This window comes from Pseudotabrizicola algicola, assembly GCF_010915705.1.
In the GTDB taxonomy this organism is placed as follows: domain Bacteria; phylum Pseudomonadota; class Alphaproteobacteria; order Rhodobacterales; family Rhodobacteraceae; genus Pseudotabrizicola; species Pseudotabrizicola algicola.
In genome coordinates this window covers 314,274-337,029 of record NZ_JAAIKE010000002.1, presented here as the reverse complement: position 1 = coordinate 337,029, position 22,756 = coordinate 314,274, and the positions used below count along the sequence as shown (strand labels likewise).

The 22,756-nt window shown below is 64.8% G+C and carries 19 protein-coding genes and 1 other annotated feature; of the genes, 15 read left to right on the top strand and 4 right to left on the bottom strand.

Annotated features, from left to right (window positions below; genetic code table 11):
- The first annotated feature begins 17 nt into the window (after window positions 1-17).
- The 5 genes from argH (at window position 18) to G3572_RS08145 (ending at window position 5,757) form a co-directional block, all read left to right on the top strand.
- Window positions 18-1,421: an argininosuccinate lyase gene (gene argH, locus G3572_RS08160; RefSeq protein ID WP_164610627.1), complete on the top strand. Its 1,404-nt coding sequence runs from the start codon at window positions 18-20 to the stop codon at window positions 1,419-1,421.
- Window positions 1,418-1,543 carry a hypothetical protein gene (locus G3572_RS22275; RefSeq protein WP_275897740.1) on the top strand — a complete coding sequence of 42 codons (126 nt, stop codon included), beginning with the start codon at window positions 1,418-1,420 and terminating at the stop codon, window positions 1,541-1,543. Before argH ends, G3572_RS22275 begins: the two co-directional genes overlap by 4 nt.
- 63 nt (window positions 1,544-1,606) lie before the next feature.
- On the top strand, window positions 1,607-1,915 hold the full coding sequence (locus G3572_RS08155; protein ID WP_164610625.1) for a DUF2834 domain-containing protein: 309 nt from the start codon (window positions 1,607-1,609) through the stop codon (window positions 1,913-1,915).
- Between the two features lie 69 nt (window positions 1,916-1,984).
- Window positions 1,985-3,250, top strand: a complete 1,266-nt coding sequence (lysA, locus tag G3572_RS08150; protein ID WP_164610623.1) for a diaminopimelate decarboxylase — start codon at window positions 1,985-1,987, stop codon at window positions 3,248-3,250.
- Window positions 3,241-5,757 carry a TIGR02302 family protein gene (locus tag G3572_RS08145; protein WP_435530965.1) on the top strand — a complete coding sequence of 839 codons (2,517 nt, stop codon included), beginning with the start codon at window positions 3,241-3,243 and terminating at the stop codon, window positions 5,755-5,757. The genes lysA and G3572_RS08145 overlap by 10 nt, the downstream gene beginning before the upstream one ends.
- Before the next feature lie 37 nt (window positions 5,758-5,794).
- Here the strand turns inward: G3572_RS08145 and G3572_RS08140 are convergent, their stop codons facing one another.
- Both G3572_RS08140 and G3572_RS08135 read right to left on the bottom strand, forming a co-directional pair.
- Window positions 5,795-6,853 (bottom strand): ABC transporter ATP-binding protein, encoded by a 1,059-nt coding sequence (locus G3572_RS08140; RefSeq protein WP_164610619.1) that lies wholly within the window; start codon window positions 6,851-6,853, stop codon window positions 5,795-5,797.
- 15 nt (window positions 6,854-6,868) lie between these two features.
- A complete protein-coding gene (locus G3572_RS08135) occupies window positions 6,869-7,654 on the bottom strand; it encodes an IclR family transcriptional regulator (RefSeq protein WP_164610617.1) in 786 nt (261 codons plus the stop codon).
- A gap of 103 nt (window positions 7,655-7,757) precedes the next feature.
- Here G3572_RS08135 and G3572_RS08130 point away from each other — a divergent pair, with 103 nt between their 5' ends.
- The 10 genes from G3572_RS08130 (at window position 7,758) to G3572_RS08085 (ending at window position 19,831) form a co-directional block, all read left to right on the top strand.
- Window positions 7,758-8,990: an ABC transporter substrate-binding protein gene (locus G3572_RS08130; protein ID WP_164610615.1), complete on the top strand. Its 1,233-nt coding sequence runs from the start codon at window positions 7,758-7,760 to the stop codon at window positions 8,988-8,990.
- 101 nt (window positions 8,991-9,091) lie between these two features.
- Window positions 9,092-9,979: a carbohydrate ABC transporter permease gene (locus tag G3572_RS08125; protein WP_164610613.1), complete on the top strand. Its 888-nt coding sequence runs from the start codon at window positions 9,092-9,094 to the stop codon at window positions 9,977-9,979.
- Between the two features lie 3 nt (window positions 9,980-9,982).
- Entirely contained in the window at window positions 9,983-10,828 is an 846-nt protein-coding gene (locus tag G3572_RS08120) for a carbohydrate ABC transporter permease (RefSeq protein WP_164610611.1), read from the top strand.
- The gene (locus tag G3572_RS08115; protein ID WP_164610609.1) at window positions 10,828-12,894 is read left to right on the top strand and encodes an alpha-galactosidase; all 2,067 of its coding nucleotides are present in this window, start codon (window positions 10,828-10,830) and stop codon (window positions 12,892-12,894) included. The genes G3572_RS08120 and G3572_RS08115 overlap by 1 nt, the downstream gene beginning before the upstream one ends.
- Complete coding sequence (locus tag G3572_RS08110; protein ID WP_164610607.1) at window positions 12,891-13,790, top strand: 2-dehydro-3-deoxygalactonokinase; 900 nt, start codon at window positions 12,891-12,893, stop codon at window positions 13,788-13,790. Before G3572_RS08115 ends, G3572_RS08110 begins: the two co-directional genes overlap by 4 nt.
- Window positions 13,787-14,407 carry a 2-dehydro-3-deoxy-6-phosphogalactonate aldolase gene (locus G3572_RS08105; protein ID WP_354004004.1) on the top strand — a complete coding sequence of 207 codons (621 nt, stop codon included), beginning with the start codon at window positions 13,787-13,789 and terminating at the stop codon, window positions 14,405-14,407. Before G3572_RS08110 ends, G3572_RS08105 begins: the two co-directional genes overlap by 4 nt.
- Window positions 14,404-15,234 (top strand): SMP-30/gluconolactonase/LRE family protein, encoded by an 831-nt coding sequence (locus tag G3572_RS08100; protein WP_164610604.1) that lies wholly within the window; start codon window positions 14,404-14,406, stop codon window positions 15,232-15,234. The genes G3572_RS08105 and G3572_RS08100 overlap by 4 nt, the downstream gene beginning before the upstream one ends.
- A gap of 22 nt (window positions 15,235-15,256) precedes the next feature.
- The gene (locus tag G3572_RS08095) at window positions 15,257-17,158 is read left to right on the top strand and encodes a beta-galactosidase (protein ID WP_164610602.1); all 1,902 of its coding nucleotides are present in this window, start codon (window positions 15,257-15,259) and stop codon (window positions 17,156-17,158) included.
- Window positions 17,159-17,218: 60 nt separating this feature from the next.
- The gene (locus G3572_RS08090) at window positions 17,219-17,980 is read left to right on the top strand and encodes a TSUP family transporter (protein WP_164610600.1); all 762 of its coding nucleotides are present in this window, start codon (window positions 17,219-17,221) and stop codon (window positions 17,978-17,980) included.
- A gap of 234 nt (window positions 17,981-18,214) precedes the next feature.
- Window positions 18,215-18,272: a sequence feature (sul1 is cis-regulatory element that is thought to sense ions involved in sulfur or methionine metabolism; They are found in Alphaproteobacteria), on the top strand.
- 68 nt (window positions 18,273-18,340) lie between these two features.
- Window positions 18,341-19,831, top strand: a complete 1,491-nt coding sequence (locus G3572_RS08085) for a SulP family inorganic anion transporter (protein WP_164610598.1) — start codon at window positions 18,341-18,343, stop codon at window positions 19,829-19,831.
- A 60-nt stretch (window positions 19,832-19,891) separates the two neighbouring features.
- Here G3572_RS08085 and G3572_RS08080 read toward each other — a convergent pair whose 3' ends face one another.
- Window positions 19,892-21,649, bottom strand: a complete 1,758-nt coding sequence (locus G3572_RS08080) for a methyl-accepting chemotaxis protein (RefSeq protein WP_164610596.1) — start codon at window positions 21,647-21,649, stop codon at window positions 19,892-19,894.
- The gene (locus tag G3572_RS08075; protein ID WP_164610595.1) at window positions 21,646-22,755 is read right to left on the bottom strand and encodes a protein-glutamate methylesterase/protein-glutamine glutaminase; all 1,110 of its coding nucleotides are present in this window, start codon (window positions 22,753-22,755) and stop codon (window positions 21,646-21,648) included. Before G3572_RS08075 ends, G3572_RS08080 begins: the two co-directional genes overlap by 4 nt.
- Between the last annotated feature and the right edge of the window lies 1 nt (window position 22,756).

Sequence of the window (22,756 nt, the reverse complement as noted above, 5' to 3'; positions counted from 1 at the left end):
CTCCGAAAGATGCATCCATGAGCGCACCCGCCGAATCCAAATCCGCCAACCAGATGTGGGGCGGGCGTTTCGCCGAAGGGCCGGACGCGATCATGACGGCGATCAATGCCTCGATCGGGTTCGACAAACGGCTTTACGCGCAGGATATTGCCGGGTCGCGCGCCCATGCGGCGATGCTCGCCGCGACAGGTATTGTGACACCTAGCGATGCAAAGGCCATCGGGGAAGGCCTGCTCACCGTGTTGTCAGAGATTGAAACGGGGCAATTCCAGTTCCGCACCGATCTGGAAGACATCCACATGAATGTGGAGAACCGTCTGAAAGAGATCATCGGTGCGCCAGCAGGGCGTTTGCACACGGCGCGCAGCCGCAACGACCAGGTGGCGGTCGATTTCCGGCTGTGGGTGCGCGACCAGTGCGACGCAGCGATTGCCGGACTGACGGCTCTGATGCGTGCCTTTGTCGCGCAGGCAGAGGCGGGGGTCGATTGGGTGATGCCGGGCTTTACCCATCTGCAGACCGCGCAGCCGGTGACATGGGGGCATCACATGATGTCCTATGTCGAGATGTTCGCCCGCGACCGTTCACGCTTTGAAGACGCGCGGCGGCGGATGAACGAATGCCCGCTGGGGGCGGCGGCGCTGGCGGGGACGGGGTTCCCGATTGACCGGCAGATGACTGCGGCGGCGCTGGGGTTTGACCGACCCACCGCCAACAGCCTCGATTCCGTGAGCGACCGCGATTTCGCGCTGGAGTTTCTGGCCGCCAGCAGCATCTGCGCCATGCACCTGAGCCGTTTTGCCGAGGAGCTTGTGATCTGGTCGAGCGCGCAGTTCCGCTTTGTGCGGTTGTCGGACAAGTGGACCACCGGCAGCAGCATCATGCCGCAGAAGAAGAATCCCGATGCGGCGGAGCTGTTGCGCGCCAAGATCGGGCGGATTCTGGGGGCGACGGTGGCCTTGTTCACGGTGATGAAGGGCTTGCCGCTGACCTATTCCAAGGACATGCAGGAAGACAAGGAACAGGTGTTCGACGCCGCCGACACGCTGATGCTGGGCCTTGCCGCGATGACGGGGATGGTGGGCGATATGACCGCCAACCGCGATGTGCTGGCACAGGCCGCCGCCAGCGGGTTTTCCACCGCCACCGATCTGGCCGACTGGCTTGTGCGCGAACTGGGTCTGCCCTTCCGCGAGGCGCATCATGTGACCGGCACCCTTGTGGCCCTGGCCGAAAGCGCGGGCTGCGATCTGCCCGATTTGACGCTGGAGCAGATGCAGGGCGTTCACGCGGGCATTCGCGCCGATGTTTTCGACGTGCTGGGGGTGGAAAATTCCGTCCGCTCGCGGCAATCCTATGGCGGCACCGCGCCCGATCAGGTGCGTGCGCAAATCGCCCGCTGGAAGGAGAAACTGGCATGACCCGCTTGATGCTTGCCTGCACCGCCCTCGCCCTGCTTGCCGCCTGTGGCATCGATGGCGCGCCCGAGCGTCCGGTTTCGGGCGTGACTGGAGAGGCCCGCATGGGCGTCGTGCTGCGCTGATCTGCGCTGGTCTGCCGGCGCGGGCGTGCTAGCTGTGCGGCACGGCAACAGCAGGGGCAGGTGATGACAGCGCTACGGATGGTTTATCTGGCATTGGCGATCTGGGGTGCGGTGCATCCGATGTACTGGTTCGTGACCTATATGCGCGAAACCGGCACCGGGCTTTCGGGGCTGATTGATGCCTGGTATGTCAATGCCTCGACCACCGGCCTGACATGGGATCTGACGATCGCGGCGATTGCCCTGACAGTCTGGGTGGTGGCCGAGACGGTGCAGCGCAAGGCGTGGGTCAATCTGGTGGCGGTTCCGGCCACCTTCTGCATCGGGGTCAGTTGCGGGCTGCCGCTCTATCTGTTCCTGCGCTCGCGCTAGGTTCCGTTTGAATTCGCGCGCCGCAACGGGTAGATGCAGGCGCGAAGTTTAGCCGGGATTGCGGGGCATATGGACCATTTCTTGTATCGTAACGGGCTGCTTCATGCCGAGGATGTGGCGATTGCCGATATCGCGGCCACGGTTGGCACGCCATTTTACTGCTATTCCGCGGCCACGCTGACCCGGCATTACCATCTGTTCACCGAGGCGCTTTCGCCGCTGCCGCATCTGGTGTGCTTTGCGATCAAGTCGCTGTCGAATGTGGCCGTGCTGAAGCTGCTGGGCGATCTGGGCGCGGGGATGGATGTGGTATCGGCGGGCGAATATCGCCGTGCGCGTGCCGCAGGGGTGCCGGGAGAGCGCATCGTGTTTTCCGGCGTGGGCAAGACGCGTGAGGAGATGCGGCTGGCTCTCACGGGGGGGATTCGCCAGTTCAACGTGGAATCCGAACCCGAGATGCGCGCACTGTCCGAGGTGGCGCTTTCCTTGGGGGTCGTGGCACCGATCACCATTCGGGTGAACCCCGATGTGGATGCCCGCACGCATGAAAAGATTGCGACCGGCAAGAGCGAGAACAAGTTCGGGATACCGATTTCGCGCGCGTCCGAGGTTTATGCCGAGGCTGCGGCGCTCAAGGGGCTGCGCGTGGTGGGCATCGACGTGCATATCGGCAGCCAGTTGACCGAGCTGGAACCCTTTGAGCAGGCCTATCTGAAGGTGGCGGACCTGACGCGGCGCCTGCGCAGCGAGGGCCACAGCATCGAGCGGCTTGATCTGGGCGGCGGACTCGGGATTCCCTATGCGCGGTCGAATGAGGCCCCGCCGCTGCCCACCGATTACGGTGCCCTGATCAAGCGCACCGTGGGCGATCTGGGCTGCGAGATCGAGATTGAACCCGGCCGCCTGATTTCGGGCAATGCGGGGATTCTGGTGTCTTCCGTGATCTATGTGAAAGAGGGCGAGGGCCGCGATTTCCTGATCGTGGATGCCGCGATGAATGATCTGGTGCGCCCGTCGATGTATGGCGCGCATCATGACATCGTGCCGGTGGTGGAACCCGCGCCGGGGCAGGAGGCGCAGCCCTATGACGTGGTCGGCCCCGTGTGCGAGACCGGCGATACCTTTGCCAAGCAGCGCCCGCTCTCTGCACTGGCCGAGGGCGATCTGATCGCCTTTCGCAGTGCGGGGGCTTACGGGGCGGTGATGGCGTCGGAATACAACACCCGGCCCCTGATCCCCGAAGTTCTGGTCAAGGGGGATCACTTCGCTGTCATAAGGGCGCGTCCGACCTTTGACGAAATCCTTTCGCGCGATACCATTCCCGCATGGCTGTGACACCCCGTCCGGCCCGTGGAAAGGCTGGCATGGCGGTTTCCGACCCAAATGACCTGATGAAACGCATCGCGTGGCCGCTGCGGCTGACCCATCTCGGGCTCTGGGCCGAGCGGGGGGTGCGGGCGTTCTGGCCGCTCTGGACCCTTGTGCTGGCGGTTCTTGCGTTGCTTGCCTTCGGGGTGCAAGACCATGTCGCCATCGAATACGTCTGGGCCGGGGCTGCTGTAGCGGCGGGCGCGGCGCTTGCGGCAGTCGGCTATGGCCTGTGGCAGTTTCGCCGCCCGAGCCGGACAGAGGCTTTGGTGCGGCTTGATTCGCGTTTGCCGGGTCATCCGATTGCCGCGCTGACCGATGTGCAGGCGATTGGTGGCGACGACCCGGCATCGCTGGCGGTGTGGCGCGCGCATCAGGCGCGTATGGCGGCACGGGCGGCACAGGCGCGGGCGGTGGAGCCTGACCTGCGGCTTTCTTCACGTGATCCGTTTGCGCTGCGCTATGTGGCGCTGACGGCATTCGTGATGGCCCTGATGTTCGGGTCTTTGTGGCGGGTCACATCGGTGGCGGCTCTGGCCCCGGGGGCGGGCGGATCGCTTGCGGCGGGTCCGACATGGGAAGGTTGGGCGCAGCCCCCTGCCTATACCGGCAAGCCGACGCTGTATCTGAATGATGTCATGGCCGAGTCGCTGGAGGTGCCGGTCGGCACGCGGATGCAATTCCGGCTCTATGGCGAGGTCGGCGCGCTGACGCTGACCGAAACCGTATCGGGGGCGGCCGAGGTGGCGGCGGGCGATGTGCAAAGCGTGGCGCGTGATTTCGTGCTGAACACATCCGGCAACGTCACGATCGAGGGACCAGGGGGGCGGTCCTGGGCCTTTACCGCAACACCCGACCGCGCGCCGACGATCACGCCCGAGGGCGAGATCGGGCGCGAGGCGGATGGCCGCTTCCGCCAAGGCTTTGCGACCAATGACGATTATGGTGTGGTGCAGGGGCAGGTCAGCATCGCGCTGGACCTGTCCGGCATAGACCGCCGCTTTGGTCTGGCCACCGCACCGGAGCCGCGGGAGCCTGTGGTGCTTGACCTGCCGATGCCGGTCACGGGCAATCGGGCGGCGTTTTCGGAGACGCTGATTGACGATCTGTCGCAGCATCCGTTCGCCAATCTGCCGGTGGTGATGACCTTCTCCGCCACCGATGCCGCAGGACAAACGGGCGAGGCGGCGCCACTGCCCGTAATCCTGCCGGGCAAGCGGTTCTTTGACCCGCTGGCCGCCGCGCTGATCGAGATGCGGCGTGATCTGCTGTGGTCGCGCGAGAATGCGGAACGCTCGGCGCAGGTGCTCAAGGCGGTGACGCACAAGCCCGAAGAATTCATCCGCAACCAGCGCGCCTATCTGCGCCTGCGCACCGTGATGCGGCAGCTGGATGTGCAGAAAGTCAGCCTGACCCCCGAACAGCGGGACGAGATTGCCGAAGAGTTGTGGCAGATTGCGCTTTTGGTGGAAGAGGGCGATCTGGCCAGCGCGATGGAACGTCTGCGCCGCGCGCAGGACCGGCTGGATGAGGCGATCCGCAACGGCGCCAGCCCGGAAGAGATTGACCAGCTGATGCAGGAAATGCGGCAGGCGCTTGCCGACTATATGCAACAGCTTGCCGAAGAGGCCGAGCGCAACCCCGAGAGTGAACTGTCGCAGAACATGGAAGGCATGACCATGTCGGGCGACCAGCTGCAGGAAATGCTCGACGAATTGCAGCGGCTGATGGAAGAGGGCCGCATGGCCGAGGCGCAAGAGCTGATGGAAATGCTGCGCCAGCTTATGGAAAACATGCAGGTCGCCCAAGGGCAAGGACAGGGGCAGGGTCAGGGCCAAGGGCAGGGCAATCAGGCCATGCGCGAGCTTGGTGAGACGCTGCGCGACCAGCAAGGCCTGTCTGACGATGCCTTCCGCGATTTGCAGGATGGCCAGCGGGGCCAGGAGCCGGGGCAAGAGGGGCAGGGCGGCGAAGGCCTCGCCCAGCGTCAGCAGGAGTTGCGCGACCGTTTGAACCAGTTGGGCCGTGGTCCCCTGCCCGGAGAGGGCAGCGAGCGGGGCGAGGCCGGACGCCAGCAGATGGACCGTGCGGGCCGCGCCATGCGCGAGGCGGAAGAGGCGCTGCGCAACGGCGATCTGCCGGGCGCGCTCGACCGGCAGGCCGAAGCGATGGAAGCCCTGCGCGAGGGCATGCGCGATTTCGGCGAGGCTCTGGCGCAAGAGCAACGCGAGCAGCAGAACGGAACCGCCCAAGGCGAAGCCTTTGGCCGCGCCGACCCCAACAGCCAGCGTGACCCGCTGGGCCGCGAGCCGGGCGATTCGGCACGGATCGGGTCGGATCGCAACATGCTGCAGGGTGAGGACGTGTATCGCCGCGCGCAGGACTTGCTGGATGAAATCCGCCGTCGCACGGGCGACCAAGAGCGCCCGGAGGCGGAGCGGGAGTATCTGCGCCGCCTGCTGGACATGTTCTAGCGCAAGGGGGCGGCCCCGACGGCGCCGCCCGTTTCGATCAGCGCAGGCGCTTTTCGGTCTTGGTGTCGAAGGCCATCACATGGGCAGGATTAAAACTGACGCCCACGCGGTCGCCCAGACGCACGTTCGGCGTGTCCCGCGATTCGATGATGAGCTTTTCGCCGGTGGCCGCGCTGACGTGCAGATAGCTGACGCCGCCCAAAGCCTCGATCATCTCGACCTTGTGACTGGTGCCTTCGGTCAGCGACAGGTGCTGCGGGCGCAGGCCAAGGGTCACCGCCGCGCCATTTTCGGGCAGGCGCATGGTCACGGAGGTGTGGCCGTTCAGCCCAGCGGCGTTGACGCTGCCGCTGCCATCGACGGTGGCCGCCACAAAGTTCATCGCAGGGCTGCCGATGAAACCGGCGACGAATTTGTTGTCGGGGTCATGATACAGGTCGAGCGGCGCGCCGACCTGTTCCACCCGTCCCGCGCGCAGCACGACGATCTTGTCGGCCAGTGTCATTGCCTCGACCTGATCGTGGGTGACGTAGATCATCGTCGCCCCGATTTCTCGGTGCAGGCGGGCGATTTCCACCCGCATTTCCACCCGCAACTCGGCATCCAGGTTGGACAGGGGTTCATCAAACAGGAACACCTCGGGGCCGCGCACGATGGCGCGGCCAATCGCGACCCGCTGGCGCTGCCCGCCCGAAAGCGCCTTTGGCTTGCGCGTCAGATAGTTGTCGAGTTTCAGGATGCGGCTCGCCTCGGCGACCTTGCGGTCAATCTCGGCCTTGGGATGGCCTGTCATTTTCAGGCCAAAGCCCATGTTCTCGGCCACGGTCATATGCGGGTAGAGAGCATAGGTCTGGAACACCATCGCCACCCCACGCTCGGCCGGATCTGCGTGGGTGACATCGCGGCTGCCGATGCGGATGGAGCCATCACTGGTTTCCTCCAGCCCCGCGATCATGCGCAGGAGGGTGGATTTGCCGCAGCCCGACGGGCCGACAAAGACGCAGAATTCACCGTCCTTCACTTCCAGATCGACGCCATGAATGACCTTTACATCACCATAACTCTTGACCACGCGGTTCAGCGTAACACCTGTCATTCCCGTTCCTCCCCGTTATTCCTGCTCTGGAAAGCGCCAGCTTTCCGCCTCGGCGGCGATCAGCGCCGCGCATTCCCTGATTCGTGTGGATTCTGCTTCCAGCGCCGCAAGTGTGGTGCGGGCCGTTGTCGATGTGACCGAGAGCGCGCCCAGAACCCGCCCGTTGCGGGTCAGGATCGGCGCGGCACAGCAGATGATTCCCGGCTCGTGCTCTTCGCGGTCGAAGGCATAGCCACGGCTGCGAATCGCCCCCAGTTCGGCGCGCAGCTTGTCGGGCGTGTCGAGCGTGTGGTCGGTAAAGCGGTGGAAGGACTGGCGCGAAATCGCGGCCTCGACCGCCTCGTCGGACATGAAGGCCAGCATCGCCTTGCCCACTCCGGTGCAATAGGCGGGGCCGACTTTGCCGGCTTGCGAGAACATCTCGACGGGCTTCGCCGCGTTGCGCTTGTCGACGTAAAGCACCTGCCCCTGATCCATCTGCGCCAGATGCACGGTTTCCCCCGTCAGGGCTGCCAAGTCACTGATAAACGGGCGGGCAATCGGCGCGAGCGAGCTTTGCGCCCATGCCGCATGGGCGAGCCTGACCAGCCGCACGCCCAGCGTATAGGTGCCGCGATCTGCGTCATAGGACAGCATCCCCTGATGCGTCAGGGTCTGCAGAAACCGGTAGAGCGTGGCCTTGGGATAGGGCGAATTTTCCAGCAGGTCAGAGAAGCGGACGGGCCTCGCATGGCCCGCCACCATATCGAGCACATCAAGCGCCTTGCCGACCGTGCCGTCGGCATGTCCTTCGCTTCCCATCCGCGCCTCCCGCAGCGTTCCTGTTGACAGCCTTAACAATAGCGGACATAGTTTTCAATATTCAAGACTAAGTTTCAAATAATGGAACCAAAGGGAGGAAACCATGGTCCATCTTGCAAGGGGCGCTCTGGCGCTGACGGCGGCGCTGCTGATGACGACGGCGGCATCGGCGCAGCAACGTGTGCTCAAATACAACGCGGATTATGACCCGATTCCGCTGGCCGCGATGGAGGCGCTGATCGCCGACTTCGAAGCTGCGAACCCGGATATCGACGTGCAGCTCAACAACTTCGACCACGAAGGCTACAAGACTGCGATCCGCAACTTCCTGACGGCGGATGCGCCCGATCTGGCCAACTGGTACGCCGGCAACCGCATGGCACCGTTTGTCGCCGCAGGCCAGTTCGTGGACGTCTCGGATGTGTGGGAAAGCGAAGGCCTGAACGAGGCGCTGTCTTCGGCCCGTGCGTCGATGACGATCGACGGCAAGCAGTGGGGCGTTCCCTACACCTATTACCAGTGGGGCATCTACTACAACAAGGACGCATACGCTGCGGCCGGAGTCGAAGTGCCGACCACCTGGGCCGAGTTCGTGTCGAACTGCGAGAAGTTCACCGCAGCGGGCATCGACTGCGTAACCACCGGGTCAAAGGCGCTGTGGCCGATCGCGGGGATTTTCGATTACCTCAGCCTGCGCACCAATGGCTATGAATGGCATATGGACCTGACGGCGGGCAAAATCGACTGGACCGACCAGAAGGTGAAGGATGTGTTTGCGGAATGGGCGAAGATCCTGCCGCACACCACCAAGAACCATGCCGCGATTGACTGGCAGGACGCCGCCGCCCTCTTGGTGCAGGGCAAGGCTGCAAACTACGTCATGGGCAACTTTGCCGTCGGCACCTTCAAAGAGGGTGGCATGACCAATGACAACCTCGGCTTCATGGTGTTCCCGGAAATCACTCCCGGCATTCCGCGGGCCGAAGAAGCGCCGACCGACACCATCCACATTCCTTCGGGCGCGAAGAACATCGAGGATGCCAAGAAATTCCTCGCCTATGTCGCCAGTGCCGAAGCCCAGACCAAGTGGAACACGGCTGTTGGCCAGTTGCCGACCAACAAGAACTCGTCGGTGCCTGCCGATGATCCGTTCCTCGCGGCTGGCTTCGAGGCCCTGTCGAGCGCCTATGCTCTGGCCCAGTTCTTCGACCGTGACGCTCCGGCGGAAATGGCAAAGGTCGGGATGGAAGGCTTCCAGGAATTCATGGTGAAGCCGGAAAATCTGGATGCGATCCTTGACCGGCTGGAGAAAGCCCGCGCGCGAATCTACAAGTAAGCGCCGGATCGGGGCGGCGGCATAGCGGCCGCCCCAGACCTTGACCCCGGCGGCGGATCGCCGGGGCCTTTTTCCCCTTTTGTGTAGATCAAGGGCGCCGCATGTCCGCATTTTGGAAAGCAAACCAGCGCAGGCTTGCGCCTTGGCTGTTCATGGCCCCCGGTCTGGCCATGTTTCTCCTTTATGTCATCATTCCGATCTTCCAGTCGATCTGGGTCAGCTTTTATGACTGGGACGGTCTGGGCGACGCGCGCTGGATCGGCACGGCGAATTACGTCGAACTGATTGATGACGACGCCTTCTATATCTCGCTCAAGAACAATGTGATCTGGCTGGTCCTGTATATGCTGGCCGTCCCTGCGGGATTGATGATCGCGATTTTCCTGAACCAGACGATCAGCGGGATGCGGCTCTACAAGTCGCTGTTCTTCTTTCCTTTCGTGATTTCGCAGGTCGTGGTCGGCCTCATGTTTTCGTGGTTCTACGCCCCCAATTTCGGCTTGTTCTACAACCTTCTGGAATGGGTGACCGGATCGGGCACCGCGATTCTGGCGGATGACCGTTATGTGACCTATGGCATCATTGCCGCCGGGCTTTGGCCGCAGATCGCCTATGTGATGATCCTGTATCTGACGGGCCTGAACAACGTGGCCCCCGATCAGGTCGAGGCCGCGCGGCTGGATGGCGCGAAGGGCTGGCAGATGCTGTGGTATGTGATCCTGCCGCAATTGCGCCCCGCGACCTTTATCGCCGTTGTGGTGACGGTGATCGGCGCGCTGCGCAGCTTTGACCTTGTGTCGATCATGACGAATGGCGGGCCGTTCGGGTCCAGCCGCGTGCTGTCCTTCTACATGTATGAACAGGCGCTGTCGGAATACGGCTACCGTATGGGCTATGGCGCGGCCATTGCCGTCGTTCTCTTCGCCATCATGATGCTATTCATCTCGGGCTTCATCTGGAAGATGTGGCGCGACGAAACGGAGCGTTGACCGATGTTTCCCCGTCCGATCACCCAGCTTTCCGGCGCTAGCCAGACGCTTTACAAAATCGCGGTCCCCGTCGCGCTGATCCTGTGGCTGCTGCCGCTTCTGGGTGTGGCGCTGACTTCGGTGCGGCCCGCGTCCGATCTGGCGCAGGGCAATTATTTTGGCCTGCCCTCGGCGCTTGCCTTCGAGAATTACGCGCTGGTCTTTCAGAACACGCCGATGCTGCAGTACATGCTGAATTCGTTCTGGGTGACGATCCCCACGGTGATCGGCGCGATCACCCTGTCGTGCCTGACGGGCTTTGCCTTGGCGATCTACCGCTTTCCGTCGAACCTGATCCTGTTCTTCATGTTCGTCGCGGGCAATTTCGTGCCGTTCCAGATCCTGATGGTGCCGGTGCGTGACCTGACGCTTTCGCTGGGCATGTATAACACATGGTACGGGCTGGCGCTGTTCCACATCGCATTCCAGACCGGGTTCTGCACGCTGTTCATGCGCAATTTCATCAAGTCGCTGCCGTTCGAGTTGATCGAGGCCGCGCGGGTGGAAGGCGTGGCGGAATGGCGGATTTTCTGGTTCATCGTGATCCCGCTGATGCGGCCTGCGATTGCGGCGCTGTCGGTTCTGGTGTTCACCTTCATCTGGAACGACTTTTTCTGGGCCACGGTGCTGACCACAAATGCCTCGACCCAGCCGGTGACAGCGGGCCTGTCCTCGCTCAACGGGCAGTGGATCGCGCAATGGCATCTGGTATCGGCGGGGTCCATTCTGGCCGCCTTGCCGCCGGTGCTGATGTTTTTCCTGATGCAGCGGCACTTCATTGCCGGGCTGACGCTTGGGGCGGTGAAGTGATGCAATGGCGGCTTGATGCGGGTGGGCAAACGCTGGCCCTGACCTCGGATGGCGGGTTGCCCGCAGTGATCTACTGGGGCGCGCGCCTGACGGATGGTGAGGATCTTGCCGAACTGGCCGCCAGCACGCGGCAAGACCTGACGGGCGGCATGATCGACGCGCTGCCCGCCCTGACGCTGACGCCGGAGTCGGGGCGCGCCTTTCCGGGCCAGCCGGGGTTGATCTGCGCCGAGGCAGATGGCACGCCGCTGCATCCTGTGTTCCGCTTCGCGCGGGCCGATCTGGCCGCCGAGAGGCTGACGCTGGTCTCCGAGGCGGCGGGGATGGTGCTGACGCACCACATCACCGCACAGCCAACGGGCGTCTTCACCCTGCAGACGGTGCTGGAGGCAGAGCGAGATATCCGCGTCACATGGCTGGCGGCACCGGTGTTGCCCGCGCCGCAGGCGGCGGATTACATGATCGACTTGCATGGCCGCTGGGTGCGCGAGTTTCATTTGAACCATGTGGCGTGGACGCCGGGCATCCGCATGCGCGAAGCGCGCACCGGCCGGTCGGGGCATGAACATCCGCCTTATGTGATCCTGCCGGAATATGGCTGCACCAATACGCAAGGCACGGCCTATGCGCTGCATTATGCATGGTCCGGCGGGCACCGGATGCTGGCCGAGGAATTGCCGGATGGCCGCCGTCAAGTGCAGTTCGGCGCGGCCCAAGGGGCAGAAACGCAAGCGGGGCGGCGGTTTCAATCGGCGGAGTTGGTAGCTGTCCATTCGGCCAGCGGCTTGAACGGCATTGGTGCGGCTTTCCAACGGGATACCCGTGACCGTGTGGTGCAATGGCCCAACCCCGCACGCCCGCGCCCGGTGCATTACAACTGCTGGGAGGCAATCTATTTCAAGCACACGCTTGCCGACCTGTCGGAAATCGCCGACCGCGCTGCCGCCTTGGGGGCCGAGCGGTTCGTGCTGGATGACGGCTGGTTCGGGCGGCGCGATGATGACACCACATCGCTGGGCGACTGGACGATTGATCGCAACAAATGGCCTGATGGCCTGCATCCGCTGATCGCGCATGTGCATTCGCTCGGCATGACCTTTGGCCTGTGGTTTGAACCCGAGATGGTCAACCCCGATTCAGACCTGCACCGCGCGCACCCCGACTGGATGCTCGGGCCGGTGGATCAGGTGACAGGGCGCAACCAGTTGGTGCTGGACCTCGCGCGGGCCGAGGTGCGCGATTACTTGTTCGATGCGGTGTCGGCGATCCTGTCCGAATATGACATCGACTACATCAAATGGGATCATAACCGGCTGTTGCCGGTGGTCGATGTGGCGCAGACCCACGGAGCCTATGCGCTGTTCGACCGTTTGCGCGCGGCGCATCCGGGGGTGGAGATTGAAAGCTGCGCCTCGGGCGGCGGGCGGATTGATGCGGGGATTCTGGCGCGCACGCACCGCGTCTGGCTGTCGGATTGCATCGATGCCGAAGAACGCCTGCGGATGCAGCATGATGCGGCGCTGTTCCTGCCTTCGTGCGTGACGGGCAGCCATGTGGGCGCGCTGCACAGCCATACCACGGGCCGCGCCTTGCCCATCTCTTTCCGCGCATGGGTCGCGGCGCAGCGTCATTTCGGCTTCGAAATGGACCCGCGCAAGATTTCCGACGCCGATGCCGGCGTTCTGCGCGATGTGACGGCGTGGTATAAGGCCAACCGTGACTGGATGATGGCGGGAACCATCCTGCGGCTTGACAGTTCCGACCCCACGGTGACCGCCGAGATGCAACTGGCGGCCGATGGGGGGCGTTTCGTGCTGTTCGCGGGGCAGAATGCGCAGACGGTGCAGATATTGCCGCGCCCCCTCCGGCTGACCGGGCTTGACCCTGCGGCGCGCTACCGTATCACGCTGCGCAACGGGGGCGACAAGCCGCCGCAGTCGCGCGGGCCGAATGCGCTGAAGGATGGCCCGCTGGTGCTGTCGGGGCTCGCGTTGATGGGGCAGGGGCTGCTTTTGCCGGTGGCTTGGCCCGCAACGATGTGGGTGGTGGAAGGAGAGCGGCTGTGACGCCAGACTGGATCGCGGTGGATTGGGGCACCTCCAACCTGCGGGTCTGGGCGATGGGGCCGGATGGCATCCGTGCCGAGGCCAGATCTGATGACGGGATGGGGCGGCTGGCCCGCGACCAGTTCGAAGCGGCGCTGCTGGCGCTTGTCTCGCCCTGGCTGGGCGGAGGCGTTGTGCCGGTGATCGTCTGCGGCATGGCGGGCAGCCGTCAGGGGTGGTTCGAGGCGCCCTACCGCACCGTTCCTTGCACCCCGCTTGACCGCGCGGGGCTGGTGCGCGTGCCGGTACAGGATGCGCGGATGGCGGTTTATATTGCACCCGGGTTGAAACAGACCAAGCCCGCCGATGTGATGCGCGGCGAGGAAACCCAGATTGCCGGAGCCTTGGCGCTGCACCCGGCCTTTGACGGTGTGATGTGCCTGCCCGGCACCCATTCGAAATGGGCGCGGATCAGCGCCGGGGAAGTGGTCAGCTTTCAGACCTATCTGACGGGCGAGTTGTTTGCGCTGTTGTCGGAACAGTCGGTCTTGCGGCACGGGATGGCAGGCAAGGGCTGGGACGATGCCGCCTTTGATGCGGGCCTTGCCGATGCACTGTCGCGGCCTGACCGGATCGGTGCGCAATTGTTCAATCTGCGGGCCGAGGGGTTGATCGGTGATCTGCCTGCCGCGCGGGCGCGGGCGCGGCTTTCGGGCCTGTTGATCGGTGTCGAGCTTGCCGCCGCCAAGCCCTATTGGCTGGGGCAGGTCGTGACCCTGATCGGGGCGGATGCCTTGTGCAAAAGCTATGCCCGCGCCCTGCGCACCCAAGGCGTTGAAGCGCGTCTTTTGCCCGCCACCGAATGTTCGCTTGCGGGGCTTGCCAGCCTTGCCCGCCAGTTGGAGAAAACCGCGTGACAACTGCCTTGGTCCACCGCAACCTGATCGCCATTCTGCGCGGCATCACCCCGCCCGATGCGGTTCCCGTGGCCGAGGCGCTGGTCGCGGCGGGCATCACCCGCATCGAGGTGCCGTTGAACTCACCGGACCCGCTGGCCTCTATTGCGGCGATGGCGCAGGCCACGGCCGGACGGGCGCAGATTGGCGCCGGAACCGTGCTGACGCCCGCCGATGTGGCGGCGGTGCAGGCGGCGGGCGGCACTCTGATTGTGTCTCCCAATTGCGATGCCGAGGTGATCGCGGCGACCAAGGCGCGCGGCATGGACAGCTGGCCGGGGGTGATGACGCCGACCGAGTGTTTTGCCGCGCTGAAGGCGGGGGCCGACGGGCTGAAGATATTTCCCGCGTCGCTGATCGGACCCGAAGGCGTGAAGGCCATCCGTGCCGTCCTGCCGCGTGCGACGCAGGTCTATGCCGTCGGCGGTGCGGGGGCGTCCAATTTCGCCGAATGGGTAAAGGCGGGCGCGAATGGCTTTGGCATCGGCACCGCACTCTACACGCCGGGCCTCAGCGCCGCCGAGGTTGCCGCCCGCGCCAGCGTGATTGTGGCCGCATATGACGAGGCAACGGCATGAGCATTTTCAACGCCACCCCCTGCATCCTGGGGGAAGGTCCGCTCTGGCATCCCGAACGCGGTGAATTGCTGTGGTTCGATATTGTGAACTGCCGTTTGCATACGGCCGCGCGCCAGTGGGACTTTCCCGAAATGGTCAGCGCTGCGGGTTGGATCAGCCGCGATGAAGTGCTGATCGCCTCGGAAACCCGCCTGTTCCGCTTCGGTCTTGCCAGCGGGGTCGAGACAACCCTTTGCGCGCTCGAGTCCGACATCAGTGGCAACAGGTCGAACGATGGCCGCGCCGACCCGATGGGGGGCTTCTGGATTGGCACGATGGCCAAGGCCGAAGGCAAGGGCGCGGGGGCGTTCTACCGCTTCTACAAGGGCGAATTGCGCAAGTTGTGGGGTGGCATCACCGTCACCAACGCCCAATGCTTTGCCCCCGATGGCCGCACCGCCTATTTCAGCGACACGCCCACGCATCAGGTGATGCGGGTCGCGCTGGACGCCGACGGCTGGCCCTGTGCCGCGCCGCAGGTGGCGTTGGATTTCACCGCGGAGGGTTGGTATCCCGACGGGGCTGTCACCGATGCGGCGGGCAATCTGTGGATCGCCTTCTGGGGCCGCGGATGTGTGGAAGGTTACACGCCCGCGGGTGAAAAGCTGGCGCATTACGATTTCCCCTGTCCGCAGACGACCTGCCCCGCCTTTGGCGGCGCGGCATTCGGCCAGTTGTTCTGCACCTCGGCGGCGCGCGATCTGACAGATACAAACCCCGCCAACGGCCAGACCTTTGTGGCCGATACCCCCTTCACGGGCCGTGCCGAAGCGCGCGTCCTGCTCTGACCCCCAACCCCGGACCCCTCTCATGAAGCGCACCCTTGGCGTCTGCTATTACCCTGAACATTGGCCCGAGGCACAGTGGGAGGAGGACGCCGCCCGCATGGCAGCGCTCGGCCTGACATGGGTGCGTATCGGAGAGTTTGCCTGGGCGCGGATGGAGCCGGTGCCGGGCCGCTATGACTGGGATTGGCTGGACCGCGCGATCGAGACTCTGGGTCGGCACGGGCTCAAGGTGGTGCTTGGCACCCCCACGGCCACCCCGCCGCGCTGGATGCTGGACCGCCACCCCGACATGCTGGCGGTGGATGCCCAAGGCCGCCCGCGCGGCTTCGGCTCGCGCCGCCATTACGATTTCTCGCATCGCGGCTATCGGGGGGACTGTGCGCGGATCGTGCAGGCGATGGCCGAGCGCTATGGCCGCAACCCCCATGTGGCCGCGTGGCAGACCGACAACGAATACGCCTGCCACGATACGGTGCTGTCCTATTCGCCCGCCGCGCTTGCCGCGTTCCGCGACTGGTGTGCGCAGCGCTATCAGTCCACCGACGCGCTGAACCGCGCTTGGGGGAATGTGTTCTGGTCGATGGACTATGACCGTTTCGATGATATCGGCCTGCCGAACCTGACGGTGACAGAGGCGAACCCCGCCCATGTGATGGCCTTCCGCCGCTTTGCCAGCGACGAGGTCGTGAGCTTCAACCGCCTGCAGACAGAGATCATCCGGCGGTTTTCCGACGCGCCGATCGCGCATAACTACATGGGCCGCATCACCGATTTTGACCATTTCGATGTGGGTGCGGACCTTGATATCGCGTCGTGGGACAGCTACCCGCTGGGCTTCCTCTCTGATCGCCTCGAAGCCTCGCCCGAGCATAAGCGCCGTTTCCTGCGGCAGGGTGATCCGGATCTGCAGGCCTTTCACCACGACCTTTACCGCGCCGTCGGTCGGGGTCGCTGGTGGATCATGGAACAGCAACCCGGCCCGGTGAACTGGGCGCCCTATAACCCCGACCCGCTGCCCGGCATGGCGCGGCTCTGGGCGTGGGAGGCCTTTGCGCACGGGGCCGAGGCGGTGTGCTACTTCCGCTGGCGGCAGGCCCCTTTCGCGCAAGAGCAGATGCATGCGGGTCTGCTGCGCCCCGACTCGGTGCCGGCACCGGCCCATGATGAGGCGATGACGGTGGTGCAGGAACTGGCGGGCCTGCCAGATCAAGGCACTGCCAAGGCCGATGTCGGTCTGGTGTTCGACTATGCCTCGGCATGGGCATGGCAAACCCAGCCGCAGGGGCGCGATTTCGATTACTTCCGGCTGGTGTTCCACATCTACAAGGGGCTGCGCCGTCTTGGGCTGAACGTGGATATCCTGCCGCCCGATACCGCCGACCTGTCCGCCTATCCGCTGGTGCTTGCGCCGGGGGTGGCAACGCTGTCGGAGCCGCTCTTGGCTGCCTTGGCCGCGCATCGGGGGCAGAGCATCATCGGCCCGCGCAGCAACGCCAAGACGGTGGAATTTGCGACGCCGGTGCCGCTGCCGCCCAACCTGCCGGGGCTGGACGCCACGGTGATGCGGGTCGAAAGCCTGCCGCCGGACGTCCCGGTGCCTTTGGTGGGCGGCGGCAATCTGCTGCACTGGCGCGAGAAGGTCGAGACCTCGGGCGACGTGCTGGAGCGGGCGGAAGATGGTTTTGCCGCGCTGATCGGGGCAGGGGGGCTGCACTATCTGGCGGGCTGGCCGGATGAGACGGCGCTGGACCGTATCCTGACCGCCGCCTGCGGGCGTGCCGGTTTGCAGGTGGAAATGCTGCCCGAAGGATTGCGGCGGCGTGACAGCGACACGCACCGGTTCTGGTTCAACTACAACCCCGTCGCGGTGGAATGGGCGGGCGTGACCATTCCGGCGGCGGGGGTGCATTGGGTGGCGCTGTAGCGCCCTTTACTTCGCTTTGCAGTCAGATCAGAACGGCCCCGCAATGCTTGTGGGGCCGAAATGTTTGAAGTGACCGCCGATCTTGTGGCCCTGCTGATCCTCGCCGCCTTCCTCGCGGGGTTTGTCGATGCTATCGCGGGGGGCGGCGGGTTGATCACGGTGCCGGCGCTGCTGCTGGCCGGGGCCAATCCGGTGGAGGCACTGGCGACCAACAAGCTGCAGGGCTGCTTCGGGTCGGGGACCGCGATGATCAGCTATGCCCGCGCGGGGCATGTGCGGCTGAAGGATCAGGCGGGGATGGCGCTGGTCAGCCTGCTGGCGGGGGCGGGGGGCGCTCTGGTGGCGCATCTGATCCCGGCCGAGGTCTTGCGGGTGATCATGCCGGTCGTGCTGGTGGCGGTGGCGCTCTTCTTTGCCTTCAAGCCGGGGCTGACCGATCTGGACAGGGTGCAGCGAATGGGGCCGGGGATGTTCACTTTTACCGCCGTCCCGCTGATCGCGGCCTATGACGGGTTTTTCGGGCCGGGGACGGGGAGTTTCTTCATGCTCGGCTTCATCCTGCTGGCGGGGTATGGGGTGCTGAAGGCGACGGCCCATACCAAGCTTCTGAACTTCGCCTCCAACTTCGGCTCGCTGCTGGTCTTCGTCTTTTCGGGGGCGACGTGGTGGGCGGTGGGGCTGGGGATGGCGGCGGGGCAGACGGCGGGGGCGGCCCTCGGGGCGCGGCTGGCGATGCGGGTGGGGGCGGGGCTGATCAAGCCCTTGCTGGTCGTGACGTCGACCCTGATGGCGGCCCGGCTTTTGTGGCAGGTCTGGGGATGATGTAACACGGGGGGATGATTGGCAAAATATAATACTTTCAATGACTTAACCCCGTGGGCTTCACGCTTTGTTAAGGGTTCGCCGCGGGCGCGGGCGGTGTGGACCCGCGCACTGACCTGAGCACTTTGCCAGCCTCCGATGACGCCGGGGCCACTGGCGCGCGGGGCTTTCGGGTGGCAGGCAGCCTGCGCCTTGGCTTTTCCGGCAGGGCCGTGTAACGGATGGCGCAGCGAACATGGACCCGGGTGCGATCCCCGGGTGGCTCTTCCGGCCGCCGATCCGCCGGACAACCTGAACTGGCACCCAGATCAAACATCGATGCGCGGCCCGTCTGGCCCGGATCGTTCAGGAAACCTTTGCATGATTTCATTTGAAGCCTACCGCGCGCAGTGGTTCGGCAATATCCGCGCCGATCTTCTGGCCGGACTTGTCGTTGCGCTTGCGCTGATCCCCGAGGCGATTGCCTTTTCCATCATTGCGGGCGTTGACCCCAAGGTGGGGCTTTATGCCAGCTTTTCCATCGCGGTGCTGATCGCCTTTGTCGGCGGCCGGCCGGGGATGATCTCGGCGGCAACCGCCGCGACCGCCGTTCTGATGGTGACATTGGTGCGCGACCACGGGCTGCAATACCTGCTGGCGGCCACCGTGCTGACCGGTTTGATCCAGATTGCCATGGGCCTTCTGCGACTGGGCTTTGTGATGCGCTATGTGTCGAAATCGGTGATGACCGGATTTGTCAACGCGCTGGCCATCCTGATCTTCATGGCGCAACTGCCGGAACTGGACCCGAGGGCGGTGAACGGGCTGACCTATGTGCTGGTGGCGGCGAGCCTTGCCATCATCTACCTGTTTCCGCGAGTTACCAAGGCGGTGCCATCGCCCTTGGTCACCATCATCGTTCTGACCGCGCTGACCATGTTTTTCGGATGGGAGGTGCGGACCGTGGGCGACATGGGGGCGCTGCCCGATACGCTGCCTGTGTTCCTGATCCCCGATGTGCCGCTGACGCTGGAGACGCTCTGGATTATCCTGCCCTATTCGCTGGCGATTGCGGTGGTGGGCTTGCTGGAAAGCCTGATGACGCAGAGCCTTGTGGACGATCTGACCGATACGAAATCGAGCCGCGATCAGGAATGTATCGGCCAAGGCATCGCGAACACCGCGACGGGGTTCATCGGCGGCATGGCGGGCTGTGCGATGATCGGGCAGAGCATGATCAACGTGAAATCCGGCGGGCGGGGGCGGCTTTCGGCCTTTACGGCAGGGGCGGTGCTGCTGGTGCTGGTGGTCTTTCTGGGCGACTGGGTGGCGCAGATTCCGATGCCCGCCTTGGTGGCGATCATGATCATGGTCAGCATCGGCACCTTTTCATGGTCGTCGATACGGAACCTGACCTTTCATCCGCGCTCGTCCTCGATCGTGATGCTTGCGACGGTGGTGACGGTGGTCTGGACGCATAACCTTGCCATCGGGGTGCTGGTGGGGGTGCTGCTTTCGGGCATCTTTTTTGCGGGCAAGATCGCGCGACTGTTCCGTGTGAGTTCCACGCTTTCGCCGGACGGGCGGGCGCGCCGCTATGTGGTGGAAGGCCAGCTTTTCTATGGCTCGGTCGAGGATTTCGTGAATGCGTTCGATTTCCGCGAGACGCTGGACCGCGTGGTGATCGATGTCAGCCGCGCGCATATCTGGGATATCAGTTCGGTGCAGGCGCTGGACATGGCGGTGCTGAAGTTCCGGCGCGGCGGGGCGATGGTCGAGATCATCGGCATGAATGCGGCCTCTGGAACCATCGTGGACCGGCTTGCGATCCATGACTCGCCGGATGCGCTGGACAAGATCGCGGCGCATTGAGCGCGCCCCCTGTCAGGGGCGGCGCTGCGTCTGCGCGGCGTCTGCTTTGGGGCGGCGCAGTCAGAACAGGATGTCGTCAAGCGCCTCTTCGGCGGCGGCGGCACGCGGGGCGGGGGCCGCGACGGGCCTGTCTGCCTGCGCGCTGCCATCATCCGAAAGGAAGGCCGCGACCACGGAATCATGCGTCATGCGGTCTTGTTGCGCGGTATAGCGCGAGCGCAGGCGCGACAGGGTTGCCAGTTCTTCGGAGCCTTCGGCAAAGGGCGTCGAAGGCCCTGCCGTCACCGCGCCGAGAAGGTCGAGCCGCGAGGTGAATTCGGCAAGACCATCGAGCGAGGCGCGGAATCTGGTCAGCCGTTCGCCCGCCACGCCCAGATACACGGGAAGGATCTTGCCGACCTTGTCAAAGCCATGCGCGGTTTCGGTGACCGTATCCTTGATAAGCGTCATCGCCGTGTTGAGCTTTTCCGCATCGCCGACAAAGCCCGACAGCGCGCCTTCGAGCCGCTGCACGCCGCCGCGCGCGGCCTCGTCGGTCCGGGTGCGGGTTTCGGCCAGATGGCCCTGAAGCCGCAGCACGATGGCATCGCTTTCATCGGTCAGCGCGCGCAGCCATTGCGCCAATTCGCGCAGCGAGCGGCCTTCTTCGCCCAGTTTGGCGCAGACCAGCACCGCATTGAGGCCCGAGAGGCGGATATGCTGGGCGATCTGGCGGATGCGCACTTCGTGTTTCATGATGACATCGAGACGCCCGCCCAGTGCTTCGGCGCGGCTGTGCATGGCGAGGAGATGGCGGCGCACCCGTTCGAGCCCGTCATCCAGCCCGTCCGAGCTTTCCGCAGCCGCTGCTCCGTCGCTGCGCCGTCCGGCGCGCGAGAAATAGAACTGCCGCGCCGATTGCATGGCGTGATCGGCGTTGCGCCGGACGACATCGAGCGCGGTGATGGACAGATCGACCTCGGCCAGCGCGTCCTGCCGTGCGGAGTGGGTGAGCGCGCGTGCCAGACGGATGAGCACCCCGGCAAGGCCGGCGCCCGGACCGGAAGGCCCCGAGGCAGGCACATTGCCCAACACGTCCTTCACCCGTTCCAGCCGCTGGCGGGTGGAGTCGCCGGTCTGCAGCGCGATGATGAGTTGCGAAACCTCGTTGAAGATCGTCTTCATCTGCGCGGCCAGCCGGGCGCTGACTTCCGACATTTCCGTGCGGCCGTCCTGCACCTTCTGGGCGACGGTGGCAAAGCGGGCGATGGCGGGCAGGACCTGCTGGCGCAGGTGCTGCGACAGCTCTTGCAGGGTTTCGTCCATCATATCGGTGTCTTGCCCGATGCCGGCCATCGCGCCTTTCACCTCGCGCAGGATGGTTTCCGCCTCGGAGGACATCTGGGCCAGCCGCTCGACGAAAGAGTTCACCTGCTGGCTGGGCGGGGTCAGGGCATTGCCGAGGATGCGCGCGTTGACCGAGACGCTGGAGATGGTGCGCACCACGCGGTCAAGCTCGTTCACCTCGGCGCGCACATTGCGCACCGCCAGCCGCAGCGTGAGGCTCTGGTGCAGGAAGCGGTCAAAATCGGCGCGCAGGCCGTCGACATTGGCAAAGCTCTTGGCGATGAGCTGGGCGAGATGGGCGCCGGTTTCATCGCCGAGGGTCTGCTCCAGCCGCGCAAAGAGCGATTGGGTTTCGTGCAGGGCGTTGACCGCATGGGCCAGACTGTCGCCCGCTTCCAGAAAGCAGGTCTCGGTCAGGCCGAGCGCGTGGGTCAGGGTTTCGGACGGGATCCATGACGCGAGTCTGGTGCGGACGGGCGGTGCGTATGTCATGCCTGCACTCCTGAATTGTGACGGCGGGCAAAGCCCATGATTGCCGCGGCCATCCGGTCGAGCGACAGGGACTGGAGGGCGCTGCCGATGCGGACGGCTTCGCGGGGCATGCCGTAGACGACCGAGCTGGCCTCGTCCTGCGCCACGGTCAGCGCGCCGCTTGCCTTCATCTCGCCCAGACAGAGCGCGCCATCATCGCCCATGCCGGTGAGGATGATGCCAAGGGCGTTGCGGCCTGCGGCTGTCGCGGCGGAGCGGAACAGCACATCGACCGAGGGGCGGTGGCGGCTGACCTGCGGGCCGTCGGTGATGCTGACGCGGTAGCCGGAGGACAGGCGCCGCAGGATCATGTGGTAGTCGCCCGGTGCGATCACCGCCTCGCCCTTGCGCATCATCACGCCATCGACCGCCTCGGTCACGCGGATCTGGCACAGCCCGTCCATCCGGCGCGCGAAGGCTGCGGTAAAGCCGGGGGGCATGTGCTGGACGATGGCGATGGCGGGGGCATCGGGCGGCAGGGCCACGAGGATCTGCCGCAGCGCCTCGGTGCCGCCGGTCGAGGCACCGATGACGACGATGGGCTCGGTCACCGGAACGGGGCGCGAGGGGTTCGGCGGCGGCAGCACCTCGTCCGGCGAAAGCTTGGTGCCGGGGGCACGCACCGCGCTGGCACTGACATGCCGCGCCCCGCGCGACTGGCTGGCCGCGCGAAGGGCGTCGCAGATTCTGACCTGCGCTTCGGCCCTTGCGCGTTCGTCACGCGCGTTCGGCTTGAGGATCACATCGACCGCGCCCGCCTCGAGCGCGGCGAGGGTCTGTTCGGAGCCGCCCGCGCCCATGCCCGAACAGACCACGACCGGAATCGGGCGCTGGGCCATGATCCGCTTCAGAAAGGTCGTGCCATCCATTCCGGGCAATTCCAGATCGAGCAAGATCACATCGGGAAGTTCCAGTTTCATCAACTTTACGGCGGAAAACGCATCCGCAGCCGCCCCGATGACCACGAGCGCCGGATCGCTTTCGACAATGCACCGGAGCATGGCGCGGGCGGAGGCGGAATCGTCCACGATCAGCACTTTGACAGGTTCGGATACAAAGACAGCCATG

Excerpts from the sequence above, each read along its gene's own strand:
- argH (WP_164610627.1), top strand. The coding sequence starts at position 18 with ATGAGCGCACCCGCCGAATCCAAATCCGCCAACCAGATGTGGGGCGGG.
- G3572_RS22275 (WP_275897740.1), top strand. The coding sequence starts at position 1,418 with ATGACCCGCTTGATGCTTGCCTGCACCGCCCTCGCCCTGCTTGCCGCC.
- G3572_RS08155 (WP_164610625.1), top strand. The coding sequence starts at position 1,607 with ATGACAGCGCTACGGATGGTTTATCTGGCATTGGCGATCTGGGGTGCG.
- lysA (WP_164610623.1), top strand. The coding sequence starts at position 1,985 with ATGGACCATTTCTTGTATCGTAACGGGCTGCTTCATGCCGAGGATGTG.
- G3572_RS08145 (WP_435530965.1), top strand. The coding sequence starts at position 3,241 with ATGGCTGTGACACCCCGTCCGGCCCGTGGAAAGGCTGGCATGGCGGTT.
- G3572_RS08140 (WP_164610619.1), bottom strand. The coding sequence starts at position 6,853 with ATGACAGGTGTTACGCTGAACCGCGTGGTCAAGAGTTATGGTGATGTA.
- G3572_RS08135 (WP_164610617.1), bottom strand. The coding sequence starts at position 7,654 with ATGGGAAGCGAAGGACATGCCGACGGCACGGTCGGCAAGGCGCTTGAT.
- G3572_RS08130 (WP_164610615.1), top strand. The coding sequence starts at position 7,758 with ATGGTCCATCTTGCAAGGGGCGCTCTGGCGCTGACGGCGGCGCTGCTG.
- G3572_RS08125 (WP_164610613.1), top strand. The coding sequence starts at position 9,092 with ATGTCCGCATTTTGGAAAGCAAACCAGCGCAGGCTTGCGCCTTGGCTG.
- G3572_RS08120 (WP_164610611.1), top strand. The coding sequence starts at position 9,983 with ATGTTTCCCCGTCCGATCACCCAGCTTTCCGGCGCTAGCCAGACGCTT.
- G3572_RS08115 (WP_164610609.1), top strand. The coding sequence starts at position 10,828 with ATGCAATGGCGGCTTGATGCGGGTGGGCAAACGCTGGCCCTGACCTCG.
- G3572_RS08100 (WP_164610604.1), top strand. The coding sequence starts at position 14,404 with ATGAGCATTTTCAACGCCACCCCCTGCATCCTGGGGGAAGGTCCGCTC.
- G3572_RS08095 (WP_164610602.1), top strand. The coding sequence starts at position 15,257 with ATGAAGCGCACCCTTGGCGTCTGCTATTACCCTGAACATTGGCCCGAG.
- G3572_RS08090 (WP_164610600.1), top strand. The coding sequence starts at position 17,219 with ATGTTTGAAGTGACCGCCGATCTTGTGGCCCTGCTGATCCTCGCCGCC.
- G3572_RS08085 (WP_164610598.1), top strand. The coding sequence starts at position 18,341 with ATGATTTCATTTGAAGCCTACCGCGCGCAGTGGTTCGGCAATATCCGC.
- G3572_RS08080 (WP_164610596.1), bottom strand. The coding sequence starts at position 21,649 with ATGACATACGCACCGCCCGTCCGCACCAGACTCGCGTCATGGATCCCG.
- G3572_RS08075 (WP_164610595.1), bottom strand. The coding sequence starts at position 22,755 with ATGGCTGTCTTTGTATCCGAACCTGTCAAAGTGCTGATCGTGGACGAT.